This is a genomic window from Microcoleus sp. Pol12B5, assembly GCF_036701335.1.
Taxonomy (GTDB): Bacteria; Cyanobacteriota; Cyanobacteriia; order Cyanobacteriales; family Microcoleaceae; genus Microcoleus.
This window is the reverse complement of record NZ_JAUBQQ010000044.1, coordinates 18700-42542: the sequence shown is the minus strand read 5'-3', so window position 1 is coordinate 42542 and position 23843 is coordinate 18700. Positions and strand designations below refer to the sequence as shown.

The window sequence follows — 23843 nt, the reverse complement described above, 5'->3', positions numbered from 1 at the left end:
CCTATTTAATGGACTTTCATAGATTAGTTTCGCTCTTTTGTAGTTCTTGTTGGAGAGTATTTTTGACACGATCGTACTCACCCTCGATTTGAGCCAATAGGGTTGAGGCTTGATCTAGTTCACCAGAGGTACTGATGACTTCTAACCTGCGACAAAGCTGGGCGAGAGGAGCAGCGCTTAGATTCGCACTACTACCTTTGAGGGTATGAGCCACTCGCTTTAGGGTTTGAGTATCCCCTTGGGCGATCGCTAATTTCATAGCTTCTAGCAACTTTAGACCTTCCTCCAAGTAGCAGTTCGCCAGCAAGCTCAAAATCTGGGTTGAATGTTGATCGATGCTGCTACAGAAAGCTTGCAGTTCTGTAAGATTAACTGCTGGCACATCAATTTCTGGCTTGTTGCTATCTGGTTCCTCCTTTTGGGCCTGCTGCGGTTCCGGGTTGGGTGGACACTGACTCAGCGCTTGGTTGAGAGCCTCTAGTCGAATTGGTTTACTGATATAGTCATTCATGCCAGCATCAAGACAAACCTGGCGATCGCCCTGCATGGCATTTGCCGTCATGGCAATAATCCTGGGACGAGTATGAGCCGGCCACTCCTGGCAAATACGACGGCTGGCTTCTAGTCCATCCATCTCTGGCATTTGTACATCCATCAGCACCACATCATAAGGCTGGCGATTCAGGGCTTCCAAAACTTCTAATCCATTGGCAGCAATATCTGCCCGGTATCCCAAACGCTCTAACAGCAGCAGTGCCACCTTCTGATTCACCAGATAATCTTCTGCTAAAAGAATTCGCAGTGGGAGTCTCTGGGCCAGTTTCATATCATCCTGAACAGATATAGGAAGTTGTTGTTGAACTTTTTTCGGTTGAGCTTGTAGCACATGGATCAGTATTTGATAGAGCTGGGATTTTTTGATGGGTTTGCTTAAAAAAGCCGCAAAGTGGGTCGATAGCGCTGAAGAACTCGCTTCTGGGTAGCCCATTGAAGTCAGCAACACTAGGGGTAAACCGTGGCACTTAGGATGCTGGTGGATGGCTGAGGCGAGTGTGAGACCGTCCATTTGTGGCATTTGCATATCTACTAAAATAGCCACATCAAAGGTTTCTCCACTCTCAAGCCAATTGAGCGCTTCCACAGCCGATTGGGCAGCCAGACTCTGCATCCCCCAAGTCTCTGCTTGCAACGTCAGAATCTGTCGGTTAGTGGGCTGGTCATCCACGATTAATAAACGCTTGCCAGATAGTTCTGGTACCATTTCCATCGGTTCCGCTAACTCAGTAGCTACAGAGGATGCCACAATCGTGAAGTAGAAGGTAGAACCCATTGTGACTCGATTAAGCTTAGCGGCTTGCCATTTTGGTGAAGGGGTTCCTCCGATGTGGCCTCGGCTTTCAACCCAGATCGTGCCGTTCATCGTTTCACTAAGTCGCTTACTAATCGCCAGACCTAAACCTGTCCCTCCATACTGCCGAGTCGTCGAAGCATCTACTTGACTAAAAGACTTAAACAGTCGATCTAGCCGGTTGCCTGGAATGCCAATGCCTGTGTCTTGAATGGCAAACTGGATTTCATACAAGCTTTCTGACAAGTTACCTGGCTCAGAAATTGTTTTGTCAGGATCAACTAGAGAGGCTTCCACGGAAATGGTAACTTCCCCAGTTTCGGTAAACTTAATCGCATTGTTGAGCAAGTTAACTAGAATCTGACGGAGACGGGTGACATCACCCAAAATCAACTTAGGAGTCTGAGGCTGGATGAGGTAGCCCAACTCAATATCCTTCTCATCTGCTTTAACTGCAAGTTGGTCGATCGCATTTTCTATGCAATCTCTCAAGCTCAAGGGATGCTTTTCTAACTCCAGCTTGCCCGACTCAATTTTGGAGAAGTCAAGGATGTCGTTGATGATACTCAGGAGGGTATCCCCACTATTGCGAATCGTCTCGATAAAGTCTCGCTGTTGAGCCTTGAGTTCTGTATCCAGCAGTAGTCCCGTCATGCCAATAACCGCATTCATGGGAGTGCGAATTTCATGGCTCATCATCGCCAGAAACTCACTTTTGGCTCGGTTCGCAGCTTCTGCTTCCCGTCTAGTTTGCTCCAGGGCACAGTTTTTCAGAGTTAATTCTTCTCGTTGTTGAGTTTCTTGCTCTAGTAACTTGGCTTGAGCTAGGGCAATTCCTACTTGAGCCGCGACGGATTCTAGCAACTCCACTTGATCGGTAGTCCAATGACGGTAACGATCGCACTGGTGCAAACAAATGGCACCATTCGGTTCTCCTTGGTAAGAGGTTCGCACTGCTAATGTCGATCTCAAATTCAGACGGGTACAAATTGAATGAGCACAGGTGACCAATGAATCGCAGTAGACATCCGGGGAGGCGATCGCTTCATCTTGAGCCATCAACCGTTTTGTATAAGCAGGACTCGCCGCCAGAAGGTTATGCTCGCCGCTAGGCCCAGAGCCCACTCCTAGATACTCTGCAACGACAGGAAACTGAGCCAGTGGATTGTCCTGGTATGTGCTAATTAAGCAGCGACTGACCCCAAAAGTTTGCCCAATCTGAATAGCAGCCGTTGCAAATATCTGCTGAGCATTAAGGCTTTGACGAATTTCTTGGGTAATTTGCTTCAGCAGTAGGGCCTTTTGCAACTGTCGTTGTAGTGCTTCTTCTGCCTGCTTGCGATCGCTAATATCCTTCATGAAGCAGTGATGCCCGACAAACACATTTTGCTCGTCATAAGCAGAAACCATCACCAATTGTTTATAGAAGCTAGAGCCATCTTTTCGCATTCCCCTAGCTTCCGCTTCGACTCTGCCGTCTCTCAACATTTGCTCATAAGCAGCCCCCATCTTCTCAACATCTTCAGGATGAACGGTTTTTTGCCAGTCCATCCCTAGCAGTTCCTCGGGCTGATATCCGCAGATGGCAGCATAAGTCACATTGACAGAGATATAGCGTCCTTGAGGGTCAAGCCGAGAAATGCCTGCCACGGCATTTTCTAGAGCCGCACTCATTTGTTGCAGTTCTGCTTCGGCTCGTTTGCGATCGCTAATTTCAATTAGAATGCAACCCACTGCTATAGGCTGCTGTGCATCCTTGAAAATGGGAAAGTGAGAAACGAGCCAGTGGCGCTTGACACCCGTTTGACTGGATAGTGCTGTGCTCATTTCCAAGTTGATGGAAGGTTTTCCTGTCGTTAAAACCTGTTGTAACAGTGCATTTACAGTAGGAGCAAATTCCCCCAAAATATCATCGGTTGTCTTACTTAAGTGAGCCTCCACAGAGTGGCCATTAAATTCAGCTAGTGCCTCATTGATTTGTAAAAATCTCAACTGCCGATCGTGGATACACAGCCCCACCCCTGCTAGGGAAGCTCCTTTAAAAAAAGCATTCAATAATTGCTCTCTGGCTTGAATTTCCTGCTCTAAGTTTTTGCGCTCGGTAATATCGCTGTGAGAACCAGTCATACGGACAACTCGGCCCGCTTCATCCGAAAGCGCCTGCCCTCGAGTTAGAATCCACTTGTAGCTCCCATCCTTACAAAGAACTCGATGTTCCGTAGTATAAAAAGAAGTTTTTCCCTCAAAGTGATCTTGAATTACTTGCATGACGCAACCGAGATCCTCGGGATGCACCCGCTTGCTCCATTCGTCCAAGTGATGGGGAATTTCATGGTCTTCGTAGCCCAACATTTCTTTCCAGCGAGCGGAGAAGAATACTTCATTGGTGTTGACGTTCCAATCCCATACCCCATCATTACTACCACGTAGGGCGAGTTCCCACCGCTCTTCACTCGCTTGCAGAGCGACTTCTGCCTGATGCCGTTCAATTTCACTACCAATCCATTGAGCCATCAGCTTCAGTAATTCCACATGGGCAGATTTAAAGCTGTCTGCACGGGGAGATTTACTAGAAAAGCTGAGTGTACTGTAGACTTGGCTTGCAACTAAAACTCGTGTTCCAATATAAGCTTCCATGCCAAGGGCAAGATAGGCAGGATGGTAACGCCATTTTGAGGTGCCTATATGTTCGATGGTTAGGGGTTCATTTGTGTCTAAAGCTTCACAGCACAAAGTTTGCTTAATATCAAAGACATCACCTGGTTTCAGGACTCGATCGGGCGATCGCGCAACCATCACCTCATAACGGTTATCTTGCACACGAGCCAAGACGCCACTTTCAAGCCCCAAATTCTGACATCCCATGTCAATCAACGCTTGGATGCGCTGCTCAAAATTGAGATTTTGGGTAGCAGTGACTTCATATAAAGCTCGTATCGCCGCTTCTCTTGTTCTTAGTTCAGATTCGGCTTGTTTACGTCTCTTAATTTCCCCTTTCAGAGAGTGATTGATTCTGGATAATTTTTGCGTTCGTTCGTGAACCCGCTGTTCTAATGTAGCGTTGGCGTGTTTAATCTCCCTAAATTTTTGATAAAGCGCGATCGCCATCAATTGAAAATTGCGAGCAAGCTCATTGATTTCACTAACAGAGGTATGTTTCCATTCAAATGTTTCTTCTGAAAGCTTGTTGGGTAAGTCAGTAGTCGCACGAGCTAAATAAGATAATGGCTTGACCAGTCGTTCGCTAACCAACGTTGCAAACAAAAATGCCAACATTGTGACGACGAGTAGAATACTCAAGTCAACCTTGTAGCGATTTTGTAAATTTTCTACATAGGGAGCTGCTGGAATTTGTAAGCGTAATTTCCAGTCGAGATCGGAGCTAATAGTAAATTCCTGTATATACAGAGAATTTTTCCAACGGATCATCGGATTCTTGCCATTGCTAGGAAGCCACTGCTGCAAGGTTCCCTCTAAGGTGCGAGTGCTGCCGTCCTTTGACTCCTGAACACTGGTCAAAAGCTTTTGGTCGGATTGATTACTAGCAATGACTCGGTTGTTTTCATCGAGTAATGTAATGCCTAGTTGCTGATTGTTTCTCTGGAAAATGTAGAGAGCTTTGATCTGGCTTAATGCTAATGAACCGTGGATCAGCCCAAGAAAACGACCTTGAAATTGCAGGGGTACATTCAATCCTACATGAGATTCGTCCACTAATATATCTTTGTGGATAGGAGTCATCCAAGGTCTCAACCGCTCTTGAGCCAGGGGAATTAGAGATTGATGTTCCCTGCTTTGTTCGATCAATCGCCGGCGGGTTTGATCTAAAGGAGAAGAAGTAGCTAAAATTGTTCCAGATGAATCGGCAACATAAATTGTGTCGAAATCTGGAAACAACTGCTCGATCAGGCGAATGTCTTGTTGTAGCTGCTGGGATGAATGAATCGCTTGATTAGTAGCAGTGGTGGCTTCAGGCATGAGCGATATGTCAGCTAATTGGTTCAAAGCTGTGAGGTATCGGTGATGCCATCGAGATATTGCGCTAGTGATAGTTTTTGCGTTTGCTTGTAACTCCGTTTGCACCGTCGTTGGGATTTGACCAACAAAGTATCTACCATCAAGAACTAATAGCATCAGTCCTGGAATAAAGACAAAAGCAACCAAAAGATGAAAAATAGTTTGTTGTAAAGAGAGGGCGAGATGCTTTGAAGGACTAATCCACCGAGAAATCGGCGCATACGAAATGATTAAGCTGGCAACTAAGGCATTAAAAATGCCGTTGACTGCTTGCTTGCACATAACGAGGATGGTCTGATTCGCTTCCATGTGCATCATTTGACCGTAGAAAAGCCAAACGAGGGGCATTCCAATTAAGAACCAGTAAATCCCATCGAATAAAAGGATATTTGGCTGTTGGCGCTTCTTGCAAAGAAACCCTACAAACAGAGCCTCAATTACCAAAATAATCGTGGCGTATGGATGATGCCAAAGGATATAAGTATAGCTGCCTGCAATTAGACCAGCCACGCCTCCCCAGCCCCAGCCGAAGTAGTAAGTAATAATCAGTATGGGAATACTGCCAAAGAGGAAATCAACCCCAAAGAAAAGAGACAAATTGCAATGGTTGCCCAGAACACCCGCACCAGTGAGAAGGGCGATCGCACCTAACCATCTTTTATCACGCACTGAGCTAGCCCCTCGCATAAACTTTTATAATCGCTAGTTGCTGAATATGACCTGATTCCGATAAAAAAAGCGCCATAGAGCCGATCTGTTATTTACCTGACAGTTTCCATGAAGATCGCACCACCGATTATTTAGGCTTTAAGACTAAAATCAAGGCTTACTTATGCAGGACTTGATATTTCGCTCAACTTTTAATAAAAAATTATTCCCAATTACGAGAGGCATAGTTTTTACTTTTATGACTTAATGAGTGAACTCATTAACTGTATGAGTCTTGGTACAAAAAGTATTACGACCTTGGTCTTTGGCTTGATAAAGTGCTGCATCGGCAGCAGTAATTAAAGTTTCTGGGCCGCTCTCTGGGGTAGGAATCACATTGGTAACACCGAAGCTGAGCGTAATGCAATGATGCGGAGAACTCTTATGGACTATTGCTAAAGCCTGGATTTCAGCCTGGATTTTATTAACGATTTGCACGGCTCCCTCAAGCTTTGTGTTGGGTAAAATCACTACAAATTCTTCACCTCCATAACGGGCTACTAAGTCTCCTGCTCTATTAATACTGCGATTGAGAGCTGCGGCAACTTGCTGTAAACATACATCCCCTGCTTGGTGTCCATAAGTATCGTTGTAAGGCTTGAAGAAATCGATATCACACAAAATCAGTGATAAAGGAGTTTGCTGCCTCGTCATGCGTCGCCACTCCTCTTCTAGCTGTTGGTCAAACTGACGGCGATTGGCAATCTGAGTCAAACCGTCAATTGACGCGAGGTATTTTAATTGTCGATTGGCGGCCTCTAGCTGGTTGTAAAGTAGGGTTTGTTGGTGTTGCAAATGGAATTGCTTAATCAACCGTCGCACTCTCTGTCCCAGAACAGCCCAGTGAATCGGCTTAGTGATATAGTCAGCCGCTCCCGCTGCAAACGCTCGATCGACAGATTCTTTGTCTTCCAAGCTAGTAATCATCAAAATAGGTGGGCGATCGCTCTGAGCCACTTCAGATAATTTTTGACAACAAGCAAAACCATCCATAGTGGGCATCACTGCATCTAGCAGGATGAGGTCTGGATGTACTTCCTCATAAGCTGCTAGCCCTGTCAACCCATCATTAGCTTCAGCCACTCGGTATTTTTCCTTCTGTAAATACAGTCGAAGTTGCAAACGCATCAAGGCATCGTCATCCACAATCAGAATTAGAGAGGACGATTCCGTAGATAGGTTAGTCGAAATGGCTGACTCTTCTAATGATTGATACATACGTCATGGTGTATCTCAAGCTTTGGAAATATTCTAGCCTAGCATATTTTGAGCTTGGGATGGAAAGTAAAAAATTGGCTAATATGTCATAAATTATACACCAGCTAAGCTGCCGCAACAACATCCTAGGTAGCGTCCGGTTTATTAAACCAACAGCCACACTCTACTTAAAATTTGTCGCTTTTTTTCGGAGATATTAAAGTCTGGTCACTTGCACTAATTTTTGTAAATATGTAATTATTTTTGGGGCATTAAACAGTTTTTACAACGTCGAGCGAGCTTTGACGAACGATCGCCTGTTATCTGGCGATTGCCGCTCGAATAATATGCTATATTTCTCAACTTAATTCAGTCTTTTTTAGGTGCATCAAATTCCTACCTCATCTTTGAGCGATCGTCCGAGCTATTTTTGGGGAATACATCTGATGGTCACACGATCGCGTATAGCTTCGCCCTTAGTTGAGCGTTTGTTCGCACCAGGAAGCTCTGACGGCCAAAAGGGGTAAGCTTTGTTAAGAAATATTTACAGCCTTTTGCGCGTTCTCGGATAGGTTGTTTCTCTTCTTTCTCCCAATAATCCCCCCAGATAGTGTCTAAACTCCTGTCTTTGGGCTTGAGTCTGAAACACATCGTCAAAGCGTTGGCACTATCTTTCAAAGCATGGGGGCATGGAAGCTAATACTATAGCAATTCTCGCATCATTTGTGAATTTCTTACGGACTCCCCGCGAGTTCGGGGAGGGTTGGGGTGGGTAAAAAGTTTATGACTCATTTAGCATTGGTATATACTATAATAACTGGCAAAGAGTAAATTAACTTGATGGAGATAACTTACTATGGCAGTAGCACTCCCTGATTTTTCTCAAAGCGTTCAAAAAACGAAAGAAGTTTGGACGCAACAAGTCGGAAAAGCAGTGAATTCTGTTTCAGAAGCAACAGCAGAAGCTAAATCTTCTCTCGCCGAAACTGCATCTCAGACCAAAGAAGCTCTCAGTCAAACTACGAATTCTGCAGTCAATACTGTTAATCAAGCTACGAACAATGCTTTAGGTACTGTAGCGGAGAAAACAGAAAAAGCGAGACTTTCTATATCGGAAGTCGCGAATCAAGCAGTTAGTCGCGTCAGTGAAAGTACCAACAAGGCTGTTGATGCTGTTTCTCACTCTGCAGCAACTGCTAAAGAAACGATCAATCAAACTACTAACTCTGCGGTCAATACTCTGAATCAAAGCACTAGCCAAGCTGTAGAAAGTGTCAATCAAGCTACAGAAAAGGCTAAGGCTTCATTAGAAGATAGCATTAACAAGGCGGGAAATATGAGCGGTGCCGTTTCAGATGCCATCAAAAGTGCTATCAATGGTACTGTCAAAGATTGGATTGATGCTCACCCTGTAGTCTTCTGGTTGGTGAGTCATCCGCTGATATCTTTAGCAAGTTTGCTACTATTTATATTCATTATATTGGGTCTTTTTCAGGGTTTAAGTAGCTTTTTTGCTGGAGGATGGTTATTTATTCTGCAAAGCCCTGTAAAATTTATGCAAAGAGTTGTGAGTGTCGGCTCTAAATCTGTAAGTAATGTCGGTGGAGTGGCTGTAAACTCATTGGTTTCAAAGAATCCCCAAGACAAAAATAATTCAGGTTTACAATTGAGGGGAGTTGAATCAAACAGTTTGGAGTCTCAGGAACGAGTTGCTAATATTTTGGCAAGGTTGGAGGCAATTCGACAAGAGCAGAATCAGCTTTTACAAGAAGCGTCGGCTATTTTAGGCAACAAATTTAAGGCAGAGTGAGAAGGTGTGGGGCGATCGCAACTCGTGGTAAATTTAATACATCCAGGCTTTGCATCAAAGCCAGATCCATAAAGGCTTGTAGTCGATCGCTCAATACGCCATGCCCGATTCAGAATTTTCCGATGATTTAAAATGGACGCCAGAAGCCAAGGCGAAGCTGAAAAATATTCCCTATTTTGTCCGGGGACAAGCTCGCGTCCGCATCGAGCAGTTGGCCCGCGAAGCCGAAACCGAAGTCGTCACCGTTGACTTAGTTGAGCAAGCTCGCATCGAGTTTGGGCAATGAAGGATCGAAAGGTACGCTAAAGCCTTAAACTATAAGTTGCCTGATTTTGATGTTCACAGAGCTACTGAGTCACCCGTGCGGAAAATAGTTATTGCTGGCAACTGGAAAATGTACAAAACTAGGGCAGAATCCCTAGAGTTTCTTCAAGGATTCATGTCCTGCCTGACGGAAACCCCAGAGGAACGGGAAGTCGTGCTTTGCGTTCCCTTCACTTCCTTGGCTGTCCTCTCGAAAAATTTGCACGGCAGCCGGATCAGACTCGGTGCTCAGAACGTTCACTGGCAAGAGTCTGGAGCTTTTACTGGGGAAATTTCCGGGCCAATGCTGAGTGAACTTGGTGTCCGTTATGTCATCATCGGCCACAGCGAGCGACGCCAATATTTTGGGGAAACTGACGAAACGGTGAATTTGCGGCTGAAAGCGGCTCAGAAATACGATTTAATTCCAATTCTGTGCGTTGGGGAAACCAAGCAGCAGCGAGATGCAGGCGAAACTGAAGCTCACATTTTTTCTCAGTTGGCAAAAGATTTGGTTGATGTTGACCAAAATAAGTTGGTAATTGCTTACGAACCGATTTGGGCGATCGGCACTGGCGATACTTGCGAAGCTAAGGAAGCTAACCGAGTTATTGGTTTGATTCGCAGTAAATTGACTAATCCTGGCGTGCCAATTCAGTACGGCGGCTCTGTTAAACCGGAGAATATTGATGAAGTTATGGCGATGCCTGAGATTGACGGGGTTCTGGTAGGCGGTGCTAGTTTGGAAGCTGCGAGTTTTGCTCGAATTGTCAATTACAAATAAGTCCTAATGGGTAATTAGTAATTGGGGGGTTATGCCAGGAGTTATGACACCAAAACCAGATAATCTGTAAGAGTTATAGCAGACGAAAGCTGGAAAATTGTTTGCTTCAACACTTGAACCAGGACAGTAGGAAAAGTGTCATACACTCCTCTAGCAAACTTTGTTAAACAATTAAAAATCGAGTTTAAGTAAAATAAAACTTTAAAAGGACATAGGCATGGATGCACTCGTAGCAACAATCGCACAAATTTTAGATTACGTTCACACCCAAGGACCAAACGCGATCACGCAGCTAACCGCACTACTCACAGCTCTCAAAGCGGGAGTTGGAGCTGTGGCGTTTCTGTCTGGCTTGGTTGCTCAAGAACCCGCTATTACTGCGGCGTTACCTGCTGTCACTGAAATTATCAGCCAGTTGATAGCTTTAATCAGTTCCGGGGCGGGAATTACTGAAATAGCAACGGGGTTCGGTCAATTGGCGACCTTGCTAGGATTGTCTATTGAGACTGTTGTCTCTGTCTTGCAAACGATTGGCGCTTTATTGGTAGCATTTTAAATTGAGTCGCCTAGCTTTTTAGGGAATTAACCACGCCTTCCGACTTACGCGCTCGCACTGGGCGGATCAGCTAGTCGAAAAAGAAGGTAGTCACCAAATAAAAATGACAATTAGAGGTCAATCTTTCGAGTGGGGAAAACGCACTTATTTAATGGGCGTTTTGAATGTTACCCCTGATAGCTTCAGCGACGGCGGAGATTTCTCTACCATAGAATCTGCTTTGGCGCAAGCGGAAAATATGGTAAAATCGGGGGTGGATATTATTGATATTGGCGGTCAATCTACTCGGCCTGGTGCAGCGGAAATATCTTTAGAAGAAGAGATTAATCGCGTTATACCTGTAGTACAAATACTCCGACAAAAAGCCGAGATTTTTGGCTCAGTTCCTATTTCAGTCGATACTACCAGAGCGCAGGTTGCGAAAGCTGCGGTTGAGGCGGGAGCGGATATAATTAACGATATTTCGGGAGCTACTTTTGACTCAGAAATGCTGTCAACCGTTGCTCAGTTAAAAGTGCCAATAATTTTGATGCACATTCGAGGAACTCCCCAGACGATGCAACAACTCACAGATTATCGGGATTTAATGAAGGAAATTGGGGAATTTTTCGAGAGTCGAATTGCGGCAGCAGTTGCTGCGGGGATTGACAAATCTCAAATAATTCTTGACCCTGGTATTGGCTTTGCCAAGACTTACAGTCAAAACTTAGAAATTCTGCGAGAGTTGCGAAAATTCCGTGTTTTAAACTGTCCGATTTTAGTCGGAGTATCGCGAAAAAGCTTCATCGGTCACATTTTGAATCAGCCAGAAGCGAAACAAAGAGTTTGGGGGACAGCGGCGGCTTGTACAGGTGCGATCGCAAATTTGGCAGATATCTTGCGAGTTCACGATGTCAGAGAAATGCACGATGTTTGTCTGGTTGCCGACGCTATCTTCAGGAATCAGTCTTGAGAAGTGGGAGTATCAATAACTTTCATTTCCCCGCCCTCAGAATGAATCACATCGGGCATAGAGCCCATCAGCTCGCCCAAAGCTTCAGTCATGCTCCTGGGGTCCATAAACAGAATTTTGGCATTGTCGCTTTCGCCCAATTTTTGTTGAGCATCCAAGTATTTTTCTGTTACTAAGTAATTCAAAACTTGCTTGCTATTGGGATGGGAGTCTAAAGCTTCAACTAAGAGCCTCATATACTCCTTAGTGCCGATAGCCTTATTGACCATTGCTTGCCACTCGCTCTTAGTGGCGCGTTCCAATTCCATAGCTTCTTGCACCCTTTTCGGAGGTGTAATGCTTTGAATTTCCACCCGAATTACTTTGACACCCCAAGTTTCGGTAGCTTCGTCCAACTTTTTGAGTAACTTTTTATTCATGTCATCTCGGGAACCCAAGATGTCTTGCATTGGCAATCGACCAATTTCAGCGCGAAACGTCGTTAACACTAAGTTGGCGATCGCATTTTCAATTTGATCGATTCCATAATAAGCTTTCTGTAAATTTACAACCCGCCAATACACAACGGCATCGACTTCGAGAGCCACATTATCTCCCGTGATTGCTGACTGAGGTTTAATGTCTAAAACTCTTTCACGGCTTGTGTCCACGCAGACGACTTTTTCGACCAGGGGACTGATAAAGTGGAATCCTGGCTTGAGGGTGCGCTTGTATTGACCCAAACGTTCCACTAAAGCTTCGTCGCCACCGCTGACTATTTTGACGCTTGAGTTAACAGCGTAGCCGAGGATGAGCGCAAAGAGCATGGTAAGAATAGACTGCCCCATTTCTATTTTCCTGCTAAGGTTGACTGAGAATCGATCGAAATTCTACTCTAATTTAACTCAAACTCGGCTCCGCAGTGCTAAAATATCTCGACTGTTAATAACTAACTATTTCACCGGGTAGGTTTTATCGGCTCCGACTCTCAGGGCGCTAGTCAAACCCAGGATATCAACAAACGTTTCCACAAAAGACATGAAAAACGATCGAGAGTTTCGCTTGTTCAAACCCTTAAGGTGGATCGCCCCAAGCATTTTGGTGGGTGCAGGAATCTTCAATGCAGCAGTGGCCCAACCGGCACAAGCTGAGCCGATCGCCCTGCAACTCTCGCAAAACTCGCAGCCGCCGCGCCGAGGCCCTGCTGTTCGGGAAGTAATTTCCTACGAAATGAAGGGAGACGAACTCAGGATTTGCAAGCAAGAAGGCAACTCCGAGAAAAAGTGCCAAGTTGTAGGTAAAGGCTACACGGTGGGCTTGAGAACTGCCAACGACCTTTACGGTCAAGGGAATCTTGTCAATGCCGAAGCTTTGTACCGGCAACTAATCGCTCGCTATCCCAAAGAAGCGGATGCTTATTACAAGTTGGGAACTATGCTGTCGGGGCAAGATAAAATGAGCGATGCGATCGTTCTATTCCAAAAAGCAATTGAAGTCAACCCACAGCACGCCAAAGCTCACAACGATTTAGGCGTGGCAATGGCAAGTCAAGGCCAGTTGCCAGAGGCAATTGTTCAGTGGAGACAAGCCGTTAAAATTAACGATCGATATCCCGATGCTTTAAACAATTTAGGAGTCGGTTTGTACCAGCAAGGAGACAAGGAAAACCAAGCGGAGGCGGTAGCCAGTCTCAAAAAAGCTAAGGAGTTATTTATCAAGCAAGGTAGAACTCAAGCTGCTAACAGAGTAGATAAAATTTTGGAGGAAATCAATTCGCGATCCAGCGAGTCCTAAACTCAACCGCCGATCGCACATTGAAAGAAAAAACATCTTTGGCGATCGGCGTGAATCAGCGTTCAGCGGCGGTTAAACACACCCAAAAACGAGAATCTAAAGCATTTCCTTCAAAACTTGTAAAATCAAATCTCCATCCACCCGATCGCTCACAGCAGCCTCACCCAAGCGCACCGGCAGCACAAACCGCACCTTGCCATCCTGCACTTTTTTATCGAGTTGCAAAGTATGCAAAATTTCCTCAACATCCACACCCGCAGGCAATTTGGCAGGTAAACTCGCTTTTTCAATCAAAGCAGACTGACGGCGATCGCACTCAGCATCCCACATTCCCAACTCCACAGCCAATCGGCTTGACGCAGCCATGCCGATTGCCACTCCTTCCCCGTGATTGATCACCTTGTAATTGGTCAAACTTTCCACAGCATGACCGATGGTGTGTCCGTAATTCAAAATCGCCCGCAAACCCGATTCCTTCTCGTCTTTGCTAACCACCTCAGCCTTAGCTTGGCAAGACCTGCTTAAAATTTCAGCCAACAAATCCGCCTTCACATAGCGCATTTGATCCAAACGCTTGCACTTTTCCAACTTTTCAAACAATTCAACATCCCAAATCACTCCGTACTTAATCACTTCCGCCATCGCAGAACGAAACTCCCTCGCCGGCAGAGTTTTGAGTACATCCGGGTCAATTAACACCAAACGTGGCTGGTGAAAAGCCCCGATTAAATTCTTCCCTAAAGGATGATTCACCCCTGTTTTGCCACCAATAGAAGCATCAACCATGGCCAACAGCGAAGTCGGAACCTGCACGACATTAATTCCCCGCAGCCAAGTCGCCGCCGCAAAACCCGTCATATCGCCCACAACCCCGCCGCCCAAAGCGACCATTGTCGAGGAACGTTCTAAGCGGTTTTCCAAAGCCGCACCGTAAATTTTCTGTACCGAATTTAAAGTTTTGTACTGTTCTCCCGGTGGTAAAATGCAGCTACCCACTTCCAGACCGGCTGATTCGAGGGCTGCGGTTGCTCTTTCGCCGTACTGCCGAAAAATCGACTGATTCGACACCAGCAGCACTTTTTTGCCCAAACTTAGATCGCCCATCAGACTGCCGAGTTCGTCTAATCCGCCCGATCGCACGCAAACATTGTAAGATTGTGGCCCCAAGTCAACTTTAATTATGGATTGCATATTTATCTAATTTAGATATTAGATTTTAGATTATAGTTCTTATAGGTCTTTTTATTGATTGTTTTGGAGAAATTGCAATGACTCTTAGCGGAGCAATAACTTATTTTGGGATTTTTGGCGGCATGATCGGCTTGGCGACAGTGCTGATGTTTGGTCTGCGGGCTGTCAAACTCATCTAATTTGCTAATTTAGATGTCTCAACCAGAGGATTTAATCTCTGGCAAAAGTATCAGTTCGACAACGTATTTGCGCCACAAATCTCTAGGTTTATCTGTAGATTGACGGCGCAAATGCTTTGTCCTATAAAAGTTTAGGCTAGTATTAACTAATTCAATAAATCCAGTACGCAATTGTAACACTTTAACTAGATTGTATGGTGCGTGTTACAGTGATTTCTTGAATGCCAAGACGTATAAAATAAGTATCATCATAACAGTTATAGTTGCAAACAAGTTCTTGTCCGTCGTAGATGTCAACTGCTGCAACGTCTCGTCGCACTGTCGAAAGAATATTAGGAGACTCCGAACAATGATTGATGAAACGTTGATCGTCAAAGCAAAGAACATATCTACAGAGGATATTGTCAAAATAGGCATATTTTAGGAACTGTTCTTTTGCTGAAGGAGACATACGTTCAACATCAGCCTCTTCATAAGACGTATCGAAGTATGGAGAGTATTCCCAGGTAACAGTACCTTTGGGAATAAACTGCGCTGCGAAAAGACCAATACCATGAATAAAACTGATGCCAAGTTTTGTCTTAACCAGTAGCATACCGTGTTATTCTCCTGTTATGAAAATAAACGACTAAATGCTGATTAAAAATATCAACACCACAACTTTATCACCTACATCCAAATGAAGAAACTGGCCGTTCACTATAACGCTTATAATTGAAATCGTAAATATTATAGAGTATAATAGAGTAAAAAAAACGAAAAAAGAAATATCCGCTTAAGGATGATAATTTTAGCGTGGAGTCTGGCTAGGGGCTGACTTCTGGGTTATAATACAGGAGCGATCGCACTTGCTATAAAACACGATCGCTCCTGATTAATTACAAGATTCGTTCTAATTGAGTCAATCGAACTTCTGCCAATTTCTCAGCCCCTGTCGTATCAAAAACTATCGGGTGTTTAGCCGTCGGCAACAACCGCCATTAAATCTGTATGTATCCCTCCGCATCGCCCCGACGGTGGAACCGAGCAACCACCAATCGCTGCATATTTGGTAATTGCCGCACGATACACCAGGGATGAGTGTTTAATTTGGGCTTGGATGTTGGTATCATAGGATAATCCTTCCCCACGTTCGTGGGGTGTGGTAGAAAAAGCGATCGCCCTTAAGTTTTCGAGGCTAGGAGGGCGATCGTTTTCAGTGTACATAGATATCATATGTTGCATACGCATCAATGTCAAGTTAAAACATGGGATACGTTAGACTGCGGATTCGAGAACTAGCAGAGCAAAAGGGTTGGACACTAAAGCAAGTTGCCGATCAATCCGGAGTTAATTACAACACTGTCAGAAGCTACGTTCAGCGCGATGCTTTGAATACAGTCGATCTTTCTGCTGTCTACAAAATTGCCCGCGCCTTCGACGTGACAATGGAAGATTTGGTCGAGATTTTGGAAGATTGAGGGCGCACCAATGGGGCGTGTTCGACTAAAAATTCTAGCGCTGGTAGAAGAAAAGGGCGATCGCGCTAATGGGATACGTTGATTAATGCCGTACTTATCGCCGCCGTTTCTTTACTTGTTCGTAGGGGCAACAATCAATAACGTCAGATAGCATATAACTACCTTTGGAATCTGATTCCATCAGTTCCAAGTAGACAGTCTTGGGGACTTCAAAGTATCGATATGTTTTGCCACTATTGAAAACAACTTCGAGGGTGTAGCTTTCCTCGTCATAACCCGCAGATTGGATCATGCTAGATTCAACAGGTTCTAGTTTCATGGTAATTAGGCGATGCTTTTCTCTAACTATTTATAGCCGATCGCCCTGCAATTTAAATTAGCCCGCCTAAAAAAACAGAATACTCAGATCCTCGACTTCGCAGAAGTCCGGGATGTAGCGCGCGATCGCCCGCTTTCCCCTAAAATAACTTCTACTCCCCCAATCCAAAATCTAAAATCTAAAATCTAAAATCGATATGTCTCATTCCACAGATATCGTCACCCTCGCCCGCTGGATGGCCGCCGATTTCAGCAACCAAGCCCAAGCCTTTGAAAATCCGCCATTCTTCGCCCACATCCGCGTCTGCATGAGGCCTTTGCCGATCGAAGTTCTGGATGGGATCAGCTTGTACCTAGAACAAGCCTACGATATTGAACTGAATGTACCGTACCGAGTCCGAGTTTTGAAATTAGTCCCGGTGGGCGATCGAATCGACATCGAAAATTATGCCATAGAAAACGAAGAACAATTCTACGGCGCTGCCCGCGACCCGCAACGGCTGCAAGAAATCAAAAAAGCACAACTGACTCTACTTCCCGGCTGCACCTTTATTACGCAGTGGACGGGCAACAGCTTCAAAGGGTCTGTCGAACCCGGAAAAGGCTGCATGGTGGTCAGAAAGGGCAAAAAAACCTATCTCGACAGCGAATTCGAGATTGACCAAGAAAAGTTTATTAGCCACGATCGCGGACGTGACCCAGAAACCGACGCCCACGTCTGGGGTGCCCAGGCCGGCCCCTTTGAATTCACCCGCCGAGCCAGTTTCGCCGACGAAATTCAGGTTTAATCTAAAAAAACAGACTCCTTCCTGGGCGAACACGCTTGATTAAAGGTTCAGAATGCACCAATACCTGGTACATTAACCCAGTATTGGCAAGCAAGATTCACCGTTGATTTATGAAAGTCCTGGTTATTGGTGGCGATGGCTATTGCGGTTGGGCAACCGCACTCTACCTTTCTAACAAAGGTTACGAAGTTGGCATCCTCGACAGCTTCGTGCGGCGGCACTGGGATCTGGAACTGTGCAGCGACACCCTCACTCCCATCGCACCGATTCAGCAACGACTCCAGCGATGGCAAGATTTAACGGGCAAGTCGATCGACTTGTTCGTCGGTGACATCACCAACTACGATTTTCTCAGCAAAAGCATGAGAAAATTTGCACCAGAGGCGATCGTCCATTTCGGCGAACAGCGTTCGGCACCTTTCTCAATGATTGATCGCGAACACGCAGTCCTCACCCAAGTCAATAACGTCGTCGGGACACTCAACCTGCTGTACGCCATCCGCGAAGACTTCCCCGATTGTCACCTAGTGAAATTGGGGACAATGGGCGAATACGGCACGCCGAATATTGACATTGAAGAAGGCTACATCACGATCGAACACAACGGGCGCAAGGATACACTACCCTATCCCAAACAACCAGGCAGTTTCTACCACCTGTCAAAAGTCCACGACTCCCACAACATCCATTTTGCTTGCAAAATCTGGGGTTTAAGAGCCACCGACTTAAATCAGGGCGTAGTCTACGGCGTGCTCACAGATGAAACCGGCATGGATGAACTGTTGATCAACCGTTTGGACTACGACGGAGTATTCGGGACAGCATTGAACAGATTTTGCATCCAAGCTGCGATCGGTCATCCTTTGACGGTTTATGGCAGTGGCGGACAAACCCGCAGCTTCTTAGACATTCGGGATACCGTGCGGTGCGTGGAATTGGCGATCGCCAACCCCGCCGAAGCCGGACAATTCCGCGTCTTCAACCAATTCACCGAACAATTCAGCGTCGGCGATTTAGCCTCCTTGGTGCAAAAAGCAGGCATGGCAATGGGATTAAAAGTAGAAATCAACAACATCGAAAATCCCAGAGTCGAGAAAGAAGAACATTATTTCAATGCCAAAAACACCAATTTGCTAGACCTCGGTTTGCAACCCCACTATCTCTCAGATTCCCTGCTCGATTCTCTGCTGAATTTTGCTACAAAATATCAGCACCGTGTCGATAAAAATCAGATTTTGCCGAAGGTTTCTTGGAAGTAAGTTCTGGCCTCTATCTGCGGGGAAAGAGCTTTTTAACGAACCGCGAAGGCGCGAAGGGCGCGCAGTAAGAGAAAAGAAGGGAAGAGAGGAGAAGGGTTTGCAAATTCTGAATGGAGTTTGCTGTATATTACTACGATAATCTATCTTTTTTATCTCTTTCTCTGTGTCCTCTGTGTCCTCTGCGGTTAATTAAAAAATGGCATCAGGTTTTTACCGCTGGCTTGTTTGGGAATAAACCCCGTGAAAAGTCGAATTCTCATTCTGTTACTTTTAGTGGTTATGCCTGGATTTTCAGCGAAGGCAGTTTTGGCTTATTATTTAATAGGGGAATGGGCTGCTGTAACGCCGAGTGATCTAAATTAGTGGCGAGTTAGCAAAGGCTTATCTGTCACTTAAAAATAGAGATAAATTGCCGGAACAGCACAGGAAATTTACAGACTTAATTGCTTGATCAAAAGTGTGGGATGGCTTTTAGGTGGGATAATTGTATCAATTGGCATTCAGGGAATTGGCATTTTATCCCAAAAACCTCTCGCTCGGGATTAGCGGTACTGCAACTGACAGAAAAAGTGTAGAAAAGCAGCCGATCGCGCGCCATGACTGACTCCCCCCGACACAGTGTATCCTGTTACCGATGACGTTTGCCCCAAGCTATAATTATCGGCTCCCTAAGTAACTTATTTTTATGAAAATTGCTCTTTTCACTGAAACATTTTTGCCTAAAATAGACGGCATTGTGACGCGCTTGATTCACACTGTAGATCACTTGCAGCGCGCGGGCGAACAAGTTTTGATATTTTCTCCAGATTACGGAATTAAAGAATACAAAGGCGCACGAGTTTACGGTGTGGAGGGCTTGCCTTTGCCAATGTACCCGGAATTGAAAATGGCACTTCCTTCTCCCGCTGTCGGTCGCCAATTAGAGCAGTTTAAACCGGATATTATTCATGTTGTCAATCCCGCTATTTTGGGATTGGGCGGTATATATTACGGGAAAAAGTTCAACATTCCGATTTTGGCTTCTTACCACACGCATTTGCCGAAATATTTGCACCATTACGGTTTTGGAGTCCTCGAACCTTTATTGTGGGAATTGCTCAAAGGTGCTCACAACCAAGCAGAATTGAATCTGTGTACTTCTACAGCAATGGTGGAAGAACTCAGAAACCACGGGATCGATCGGGTAGATTTGTGGCAGCGGGGTGTAGATACTGAAATGTTTGTCCCGGAATTGGCAAGTCGAGAAATGCGATCGCGCCTTTCTGCAAACAACCCAGACAGTCCCCTGCTGCTGTACGTCGGCCGCCTCGGTGCAGAAAAAGAAATCGAACGCATCAAACCAGTCCTCGCAGCGATTCCCGACGCCCGCCTCGCCCTAGTGGGAGACGGCCCGCACCGGCAAACCCTGGAACAATATTTTGCCGGTACCCCCACCAATTTTGTCGGCTACCTCAAGGGGCAAGAACTCGCAACAGCTTACGCATCGGCGGACGCCTTCATTTTTCCCTCCCGCACCGAAACCCTGGGCTTAGTGCTCCTAGAAGCAATGGCTGCGGGGACGCCTGTAGTGGCGGCGCGCAGCGGCGGAATTCCCGATATCGTCACCGACGGTGTTAACGGATATTTATTTGATCCCGCCGACGAAGAAGGAGCACTCGTCGCCACCAAGCGTCTGTTTGCGAATCCCGAAGAACGGGAAACCCTGCGCCACAACGCTCGCCGAGAAGCCGAACGGTGGGGTTGGGCCGCCGCCGCTGCACAACTGCAGCGCTACTATCAATCAGTAGTATTTGCCCAGTCCATGCCCAGAGCGGCTTAAATGTCAGGATCTGTAACGCCTTGAAACATTACCGCCAGCTTAGCTTCGCTGTTCGATCCTCAGTTGGTATTGAATAGGGATGTTTTCAAAGATTGATCGAACTTTTTTGCTGTATAAATTACCGTCGTTATCCTGCTGTTGCATTTACCATTAAACTATGAGTAAGCTCTGTAGGAATGCCTTGCGCGCTGCTTTCATAGCGCCCTTTAGCTGACCGGATACGGTCGCCGAGTGCGCTAAAACAGTCACACCGCGCGCTGGAGCCGAGCACAGGGCGTCCAATCCACATTGCACTCTCGATCGAACTAAAGCCTGTCACCTAATTTTCAGGCTAGCAGTTTTGCTAACTCAAGTTCAGCTTGAATTGACGAACCCTCATCAGTATCGAGGTTGTAAAAAAGATCGATCAAGCATACATAACAAGCAAACTGAAGTTGCGTGCGCCACTTTTGAACTCACGATTCATCAAAGCGACAAGCGAGTGCCGATGCGCTTGCAAACAAATTCAAGAGTTTGCACCGCCGAATCTCGCGCCGATCGACCTGCGGTCAGTCTACCCCTCTGAGCAAGCAGTTAATCATGACATTCTCCAATACTGGTAGCGTTCTGGCTACACTGACTCAAGTCAATTTTATGGGGGCATTGACCTCCCGTGTTAAGAGCCTGCCAGTTCCTGAATTAGTGTGCCTGCTGGACTTTATCACGGCTGAATTTCAGCAATTTATCCGGGCGATGGACCTGATTAACAATGAAGCACTCGAAAGTCTCTTAGAGCAACTTTTAGATGCCTTCACTGTCAAAATTGGTCAAATTTTGCAAGCAGACCGGACAACAATTTTTTTGGTTGACTCCAACAAAAATCAACTGTGGCACAAAACACTCGATCCACTGACTGGTGAAGATGTAGAAGTGCGCCTGCCTATGGATGCAGGTATTTTAGGCTACGTAGCAACAACCGGAAAATCGATCAATGTCGCCGAAGCTCGATCGCACGAGTATTTTAATACCGAAGTAGACGAACCACCGGGCTACCAGATCGAGACCATGCTCTGTATGCCGATTTTTAGCAGCAAGAGCCAACAGGAACCCGTAGCGGTGGTCAGACTATTAAATAAAGCTGGCAAAGTCTCCTTTAGCGAGGAAGACGAACAACAGTTCCAGGCTTTTGCAGATTCGATCGGGATTATTCTCGAAAGCTGTCAGTCTTTCTACGTCGTGGCTCGCAACCAGCGAGGGGTTGCCGCACTTTTGAGAGCCACCACGACTTTAGGTCAAAGTCTTGACTTGGAAACAACTTTGCGCTCTGTGATGGATCAAGCTCGCGACTTGATGCAAGCCGATCGCAGCACGCTATTTTTATTAAATCGGGAAACCAATGAACTCTGGACAAAAGTCGCCAAGGCCGACGGCAAAACCATGATGGAAATCCGTATTCCTGCGAATAGGGGAATTGCTGGCTACGTGGCTTCGACCGGTCAACCTCTAAATATTACAGATGCTTACGACGATCCCCGCTTTGACCCATCTACAGACCAGCAAACGGGATACCGCACTCGAACTGTCTTGTGTATGCCGGTGCATAACGCGAAAGGTGAGCTGATCGGGGTAACTCAGCTAATTAATAAGAACCAAGGTACTTTCACTCCTTCGGACGAAGAGTTTTTGCGAGCGTTTAATTCCCAAGCAGGAATGGCGTTGCAAAATTCTCAACTGTTTCAGAACGTGATGGTGGAAAAGCAGTATCAAAAAGATATGCTGCAAAGTCTTTCAGATGCAGTAATTTCCACCGATTTACAGGGGCGAGTTGTAACGATTAACGAAGCAGCGCTGGAATTGTTGGGCTGTCCGGTAAATCAAGCTAAAAGCAAACACAATCCCCAGATTTGGGAAGATAAACTGGTGAATCGCTATGTTTGGGAAGTTGTGCCGATCGACAATTTGCAATTTCGACTAGAAGACAGTCTCAAAAATGCTGCCCGACATTACGTTCCCGAACAAAGTTTAACTGTGGGACTGTTGGTAGAAAAAACGCTAAATTCCCAAAAAAAAGAAGAAGAAGAAAGTTATATTTTGGCCGTGCCCGATCGCACTGATCCTAATTTATATTACGCTTGGGGCGAAAACCGCGCGTGGACTGAGGAAGTAGCGCTGGCAGAATTAGCTAATGCCCAATCTCTATTTGCGCTGCGAAATTCTGCCCTGTATCACCCTTATTGTCCGCTGCCCATTCCCGCCTCTCGAATTAAAGTAATTGAACGTAGTTTGAATTTGACTGTCAACCCGCTGATCAATCCAGAGGGCGGCGTGCGCGGCGGTTTAGTGGTACTCGAAGACATCAGCCGTGAAAAGCGGATGAAAAATACCATGTACCGCTATCTGACTCCTGGAGTCGTAGATAAAGTGATGGCCTTGGGTGAAGGCGCCCTGATGGTGGGCGAACGCAAAGAAGTCACTATTTTATTTTCCGACATTCGTGGCTACACCACGCTGACCGAAAAATTGGGAGCGTCCGATGTGGTATCCCTGCTGAATGAATATTTTGAGACGATGGTGGAGGCCGTTATCCACTACGAAGGCATTTTAGACAAGTTTATTGGCGATGCTTTAATGGCGGTGTTCGGCGCGCCCCTGCCGCTGAATCCCCCGGAAAGCCACGGTTGGATGGCGGTTCAGTCGGCTTTAGATATGCGCCGCCGTTTGAAAGAGTTTAATGATTCTCGCCCCGGCGAAGATCCATTTCGCTTCGGAATTGGAATTAGTTCCGGAGAGGTGGTTTCGGGAAATATTGGTTCTCAAAAGCGAATGGATTACACGGTAATCGGGGATGCGGTGAATTTGAGTTCGCGATTGGAACAGCTTACAAAGGAGTACGGCTGCGATATAATTTTGAGCGAATTTACATACAGTTTGTGTCGCGAAGGGATTTGGGTGCGAGAGTTGGACAAGGTGCGGGTTAAGGGCAAAAATCAGCCAGTGGGTATTTACGAGTTGCTGCAAAATAGTTCTGAACCCATGGATGGGGAAACCGTTCGGTTTTTGGAACTTTACAGTAACGGTAGGGATGCTTATATTGCTAGAAATTTTCAGAAAGCTATTAGTTATTTTGAAGCGGCTTTAGCAATGCGACCCAGCGATCGACCTGTGGAAGTTCACCTAGACCGATCCCTGAGCTATTTGGAAGTACCCCCGCCCGATGATTGGGACGGTGTGCATACGATGACAACTAAGTAGTAGATCATATTACATCCGAGTGTTCAAAAGTAAAAAGATTTGATAAAGATTTTAAATCTTCCTTATGACAGAGTTAACAAGTGTAAAAATGTGAAATGATAAATCGGATGGCATATTAAAGTTAGTATTTATTTCCAGGCTAACAATTAA

19 protein-coding genes and 1 pseudogene are annotated in these 23843 nt (G+C 45.7%); 12 read left to right on the top strand and 8 right to left on the bottom strand.

What is annotated here, in order from left to right:
- Positions 1–16: 16 nt before the first annotated feature.
- From QUA24_RS18105 to QUA24_RS18095, 3 genes and pseudogenes are all read right to left on the bottom strand, one after another.
- The gene (locus tag QUA24_RS18105) at positions 17–6052 is read right to left on the bottom strand and encodes a PAS domain S-box protein (protein ID WP_445242625.1); all 6036 of its coding nucleotides are present in this window, start codon (positions 6050–6052) and stop codon (positions 17–19) included.
- Between the two features lie 225 nt (positions 6053–6277).
- On the bottom strand, positions 6278–7291 hold the full coding sequence (locus tag QUA24_RS18100; RefSeq protein ID WP_333231039.1) for a PleD family two-component system response regulator: 1014 nt from the start codon (positions 7289–7291) through the stop codon (positions 6278–6280).
- Positions 7292–7806: 515 nt separating this feature from the next.
- Positions 7807–7961: pseudogene (locus tag QUA24_RS18095) on the bottom strand (IS701 family transposase); the annotation flags it as partial.
- Positions 7962–8126: 165 nt separating this feature from the next.
- On the opposite strand from QUA24_RS18095, the gene QUA24_RS18090 reads away from it, so the two are divergent.
- The 5 genes from QUA24_RS18090 to folP all read left to right on the top strand — a co-directional run bounded on the left by QUA24_RS18090 (position 8127) and on the right by folP (position 11675).
- Positions 8127–9080 (top strand): hypothetical protein, encoded by a 954-nt coding sequence (locus QUA24_RS18090; protein ID WP_333231038.1) that lies wholly within the window; start codon positions 8127–8129, stop codon positions 9078–9080.
- Positions 9081–9180: 100 nt separating this feature from the next.
- Positions 9181–9366, top strand: a complete 186-nt coding sequence (locus QUA24_RS18085; protein WP_006633749.1) for a PCP reductase family protein — start codon at positions 9181–9183, stop codon at positions 9364–9366.
- Positions 9367–9441: 75 nt separating this feature from the next.
- Complete coding sequence (tpiA, locus tag QUA24_RS18080) at positions 9442–10167, top strand: triose-phosphate isomerase (RefSeq protein WP_333231043.1); 726 nt, start codon at positions 9442–9444, stop codon at positions 10165–10167.
- A gap of 217 nt (positions 10168–10384) precedes the next feature.
- Positions 10385–10723, top strand: a complete 339-nt coding sequence (locus QUA24_RS18075) for a hypothetical protein (RefSeq protein ID WP_333231037.1) — start codon at positions 10385–10387, stop codon at positions 10721–10723.
- A gap of 103 nt (positions 10724–10826) precedes the next feature.
- Complete coding sequence (gene folP / locus QUA24_RS18070; protein ID WP_333231036.1) at positions 10827–11675, top strand: dihydropteroate synthase; 849 nt, start codon at positions 10827–10829, stop codon at positions 11673–11675.
- On the opposite strand, the gene QUA24_RS18065 is transcribed toward folP, so the two are convergent.
- A complete protein-coding gene (locus tag QUA24_RS18065) occupies positions 11666–12502 on the bottom strand; it encodes a stomatin-like protein (protein ID WP_333231035.1) in 837 nt (278 codons plus the stop codon). The two genes, folP and QUA24_RS18065, sit on opposite strands and share 10 nt — an antisense overlap.
- A gap of 190 nt (positions 12503–12692) precedes the next feature.
- Between QUA24_RS18065 and QUA24_RS18060 the strand changes: the two genes are divergently transcribed.
- Positions 12693–13448 (top strand): tetratricopeptide repeat protein, encoded by a 756-nt coding sequence (locus QUA24_RS18060; RefSeq protein WP_333231034.1) that lies wholly within the window; start codon positions 12693–12695, stop codon positions 13446–13448.
- Between the two features lie 96 nt (positions 13449–13544).
- On the opposite strand, the gene aroB is transcribed toward QUA24_RS18060, so the two are convergent.
- Positions 13545–14639 carry a 3-dehydroquinate synthase gene (aroB, locus tag QUA24_RS18055; protein ID WP_333231033.1) on the bottom strand — a complete coding sequence of 365 codons (1095 nt, stop codon included), beginning with the start codon at positions 14637–14639 and terminating at the stop codon, positions 13545–13547.
- Between the two features lie 77 nt (positions 14640–14716).
- Between aroB and petL the strand changes: the two genes are divergently transcribed.
- Positions 14717–14818, top strand: coding sequence for a cytochrome b6-f complex subunit PetL (gene petL, locus QUA24_RS18050; RefSeq protein ID WP_006633742.1), 102 nt, complete (start codon positions 14717–14719; stop codon positions 14816–14818).
- A gap of 181 nt (positions 14819–14999) precedes the next feature.
- On the opposite strand, the gene QUA24_RS18045 is transcribed toward petL, so the two are convergent.
- The gene (locus QUA24_RS18045) at positions 15000–15413 is read right to left on the bottom strand and encodes an SET domain-containing protein-lysine N-methyltransferase (protein WP_333231032.1); all 414 of its coding nucleotides are present in this window, start codon (positions 15411–15413) and stop codon (positions 15000–15002) included.
- 362 nt (positions 15414–15775) lie between these two features.
- Positions 15776–16024 (bottom strand): hypothetical protein, encoded by a 249-nt coding sequence (locus QUA24_RS18040; protein WP_333231031.1) that lies wholly within the window; start codon positions 16022–16024, stop codon positions 15776–15778.
- A gap of 41 nt (positions 16025–16065) precedes the next feature.
- Here QUA24_RS18040 and QUA24_RS18035 point away from each other — a divergent pair, with 41 nt between their 5' ends.
- Positions 16066–16278 carry a helix-turn-helix transcriptional regulator gene (locus tag QUA24_RS18035; RefSeq protein ID WP_333213615.1) on the top strand — a complete coding sequence of 71 codons (213 nt, stop codon included), beginning with the start codon at positions 16066–16068 and terminating at the stop codon, positions 16276–16278.
- 94 nt (positions 16279–16372) lie between these two features.
- On the opposite strand, the gene QUA24_RS18030 is transcribed toward QUA24_RS18035, so the two are convergent.
- Positions 16373–16597 (bottom strand): KTSC domain-containing protein, encoded by a 225-nt coding sequence (locus tag QUA24_RS18030; RefSeq protein ID WP_333231030.1) that lies wholly within the window; start codon positions 16595–16597, stop codon positions 16373–16375.
- Positions 16598–16793: 196 nt separating this feature from the next.
- Here QUA24_RS18030 and QUA24_RS18025 point away from each other — a divergent pair, with 196 nt between their 5' ends.
- The 4 genes from QUA24_RS18025 (at position 16794) to QUA24_RS18010 (ending at position 23693) form a co-directional block, all read left to right on the top strand.
- A complete protein-coding gene (locus QUA24_RS18025) occupies positions 16794–17384 on the top strand; it encodes a chromophore lyase CpcT/CpeT (RefSeq protein ID WP_333213617.1) in 591 nt (196 codons plus the stop codon).
- A gap of 110 nt (positions 17385–17494) precedes the next feature.
- A complete protein-coding gene (locus QUA24_RS18020; protein WP_006633739.1) occupies positions 17495–18643 on the top strand; it encodes an NAD-dependent epimerase/dehydratase family protein in 1149 nt (382 codons plus the stop codon).
- Positions 18644–19328: 685 nt separating this feature from the next.
- Positions 19329–20462: a glycosyltransferase gene (locus QUA24_RS18015; RefSeq protein ID WP_333231029.1), complete on the top strand. Its 1134-nt coding sequence runs from the start codon at positions 19329–19331 to the stop codon at positions 20460–20462.
- A 579-nt stretch (positions 20463–21041) separates the two neighbouring features.
- A complete protein-coding gene (locus QUA24_RS18010) occupies positions 21042–23693 on the top strand; it encodes a GAF domain-containing protein (protein ID WP_333231028.1) in 2652 nt (883 codons plus the stop codon).
- Positions 23694–23843 lie beyond the last annotated feature (150 nt).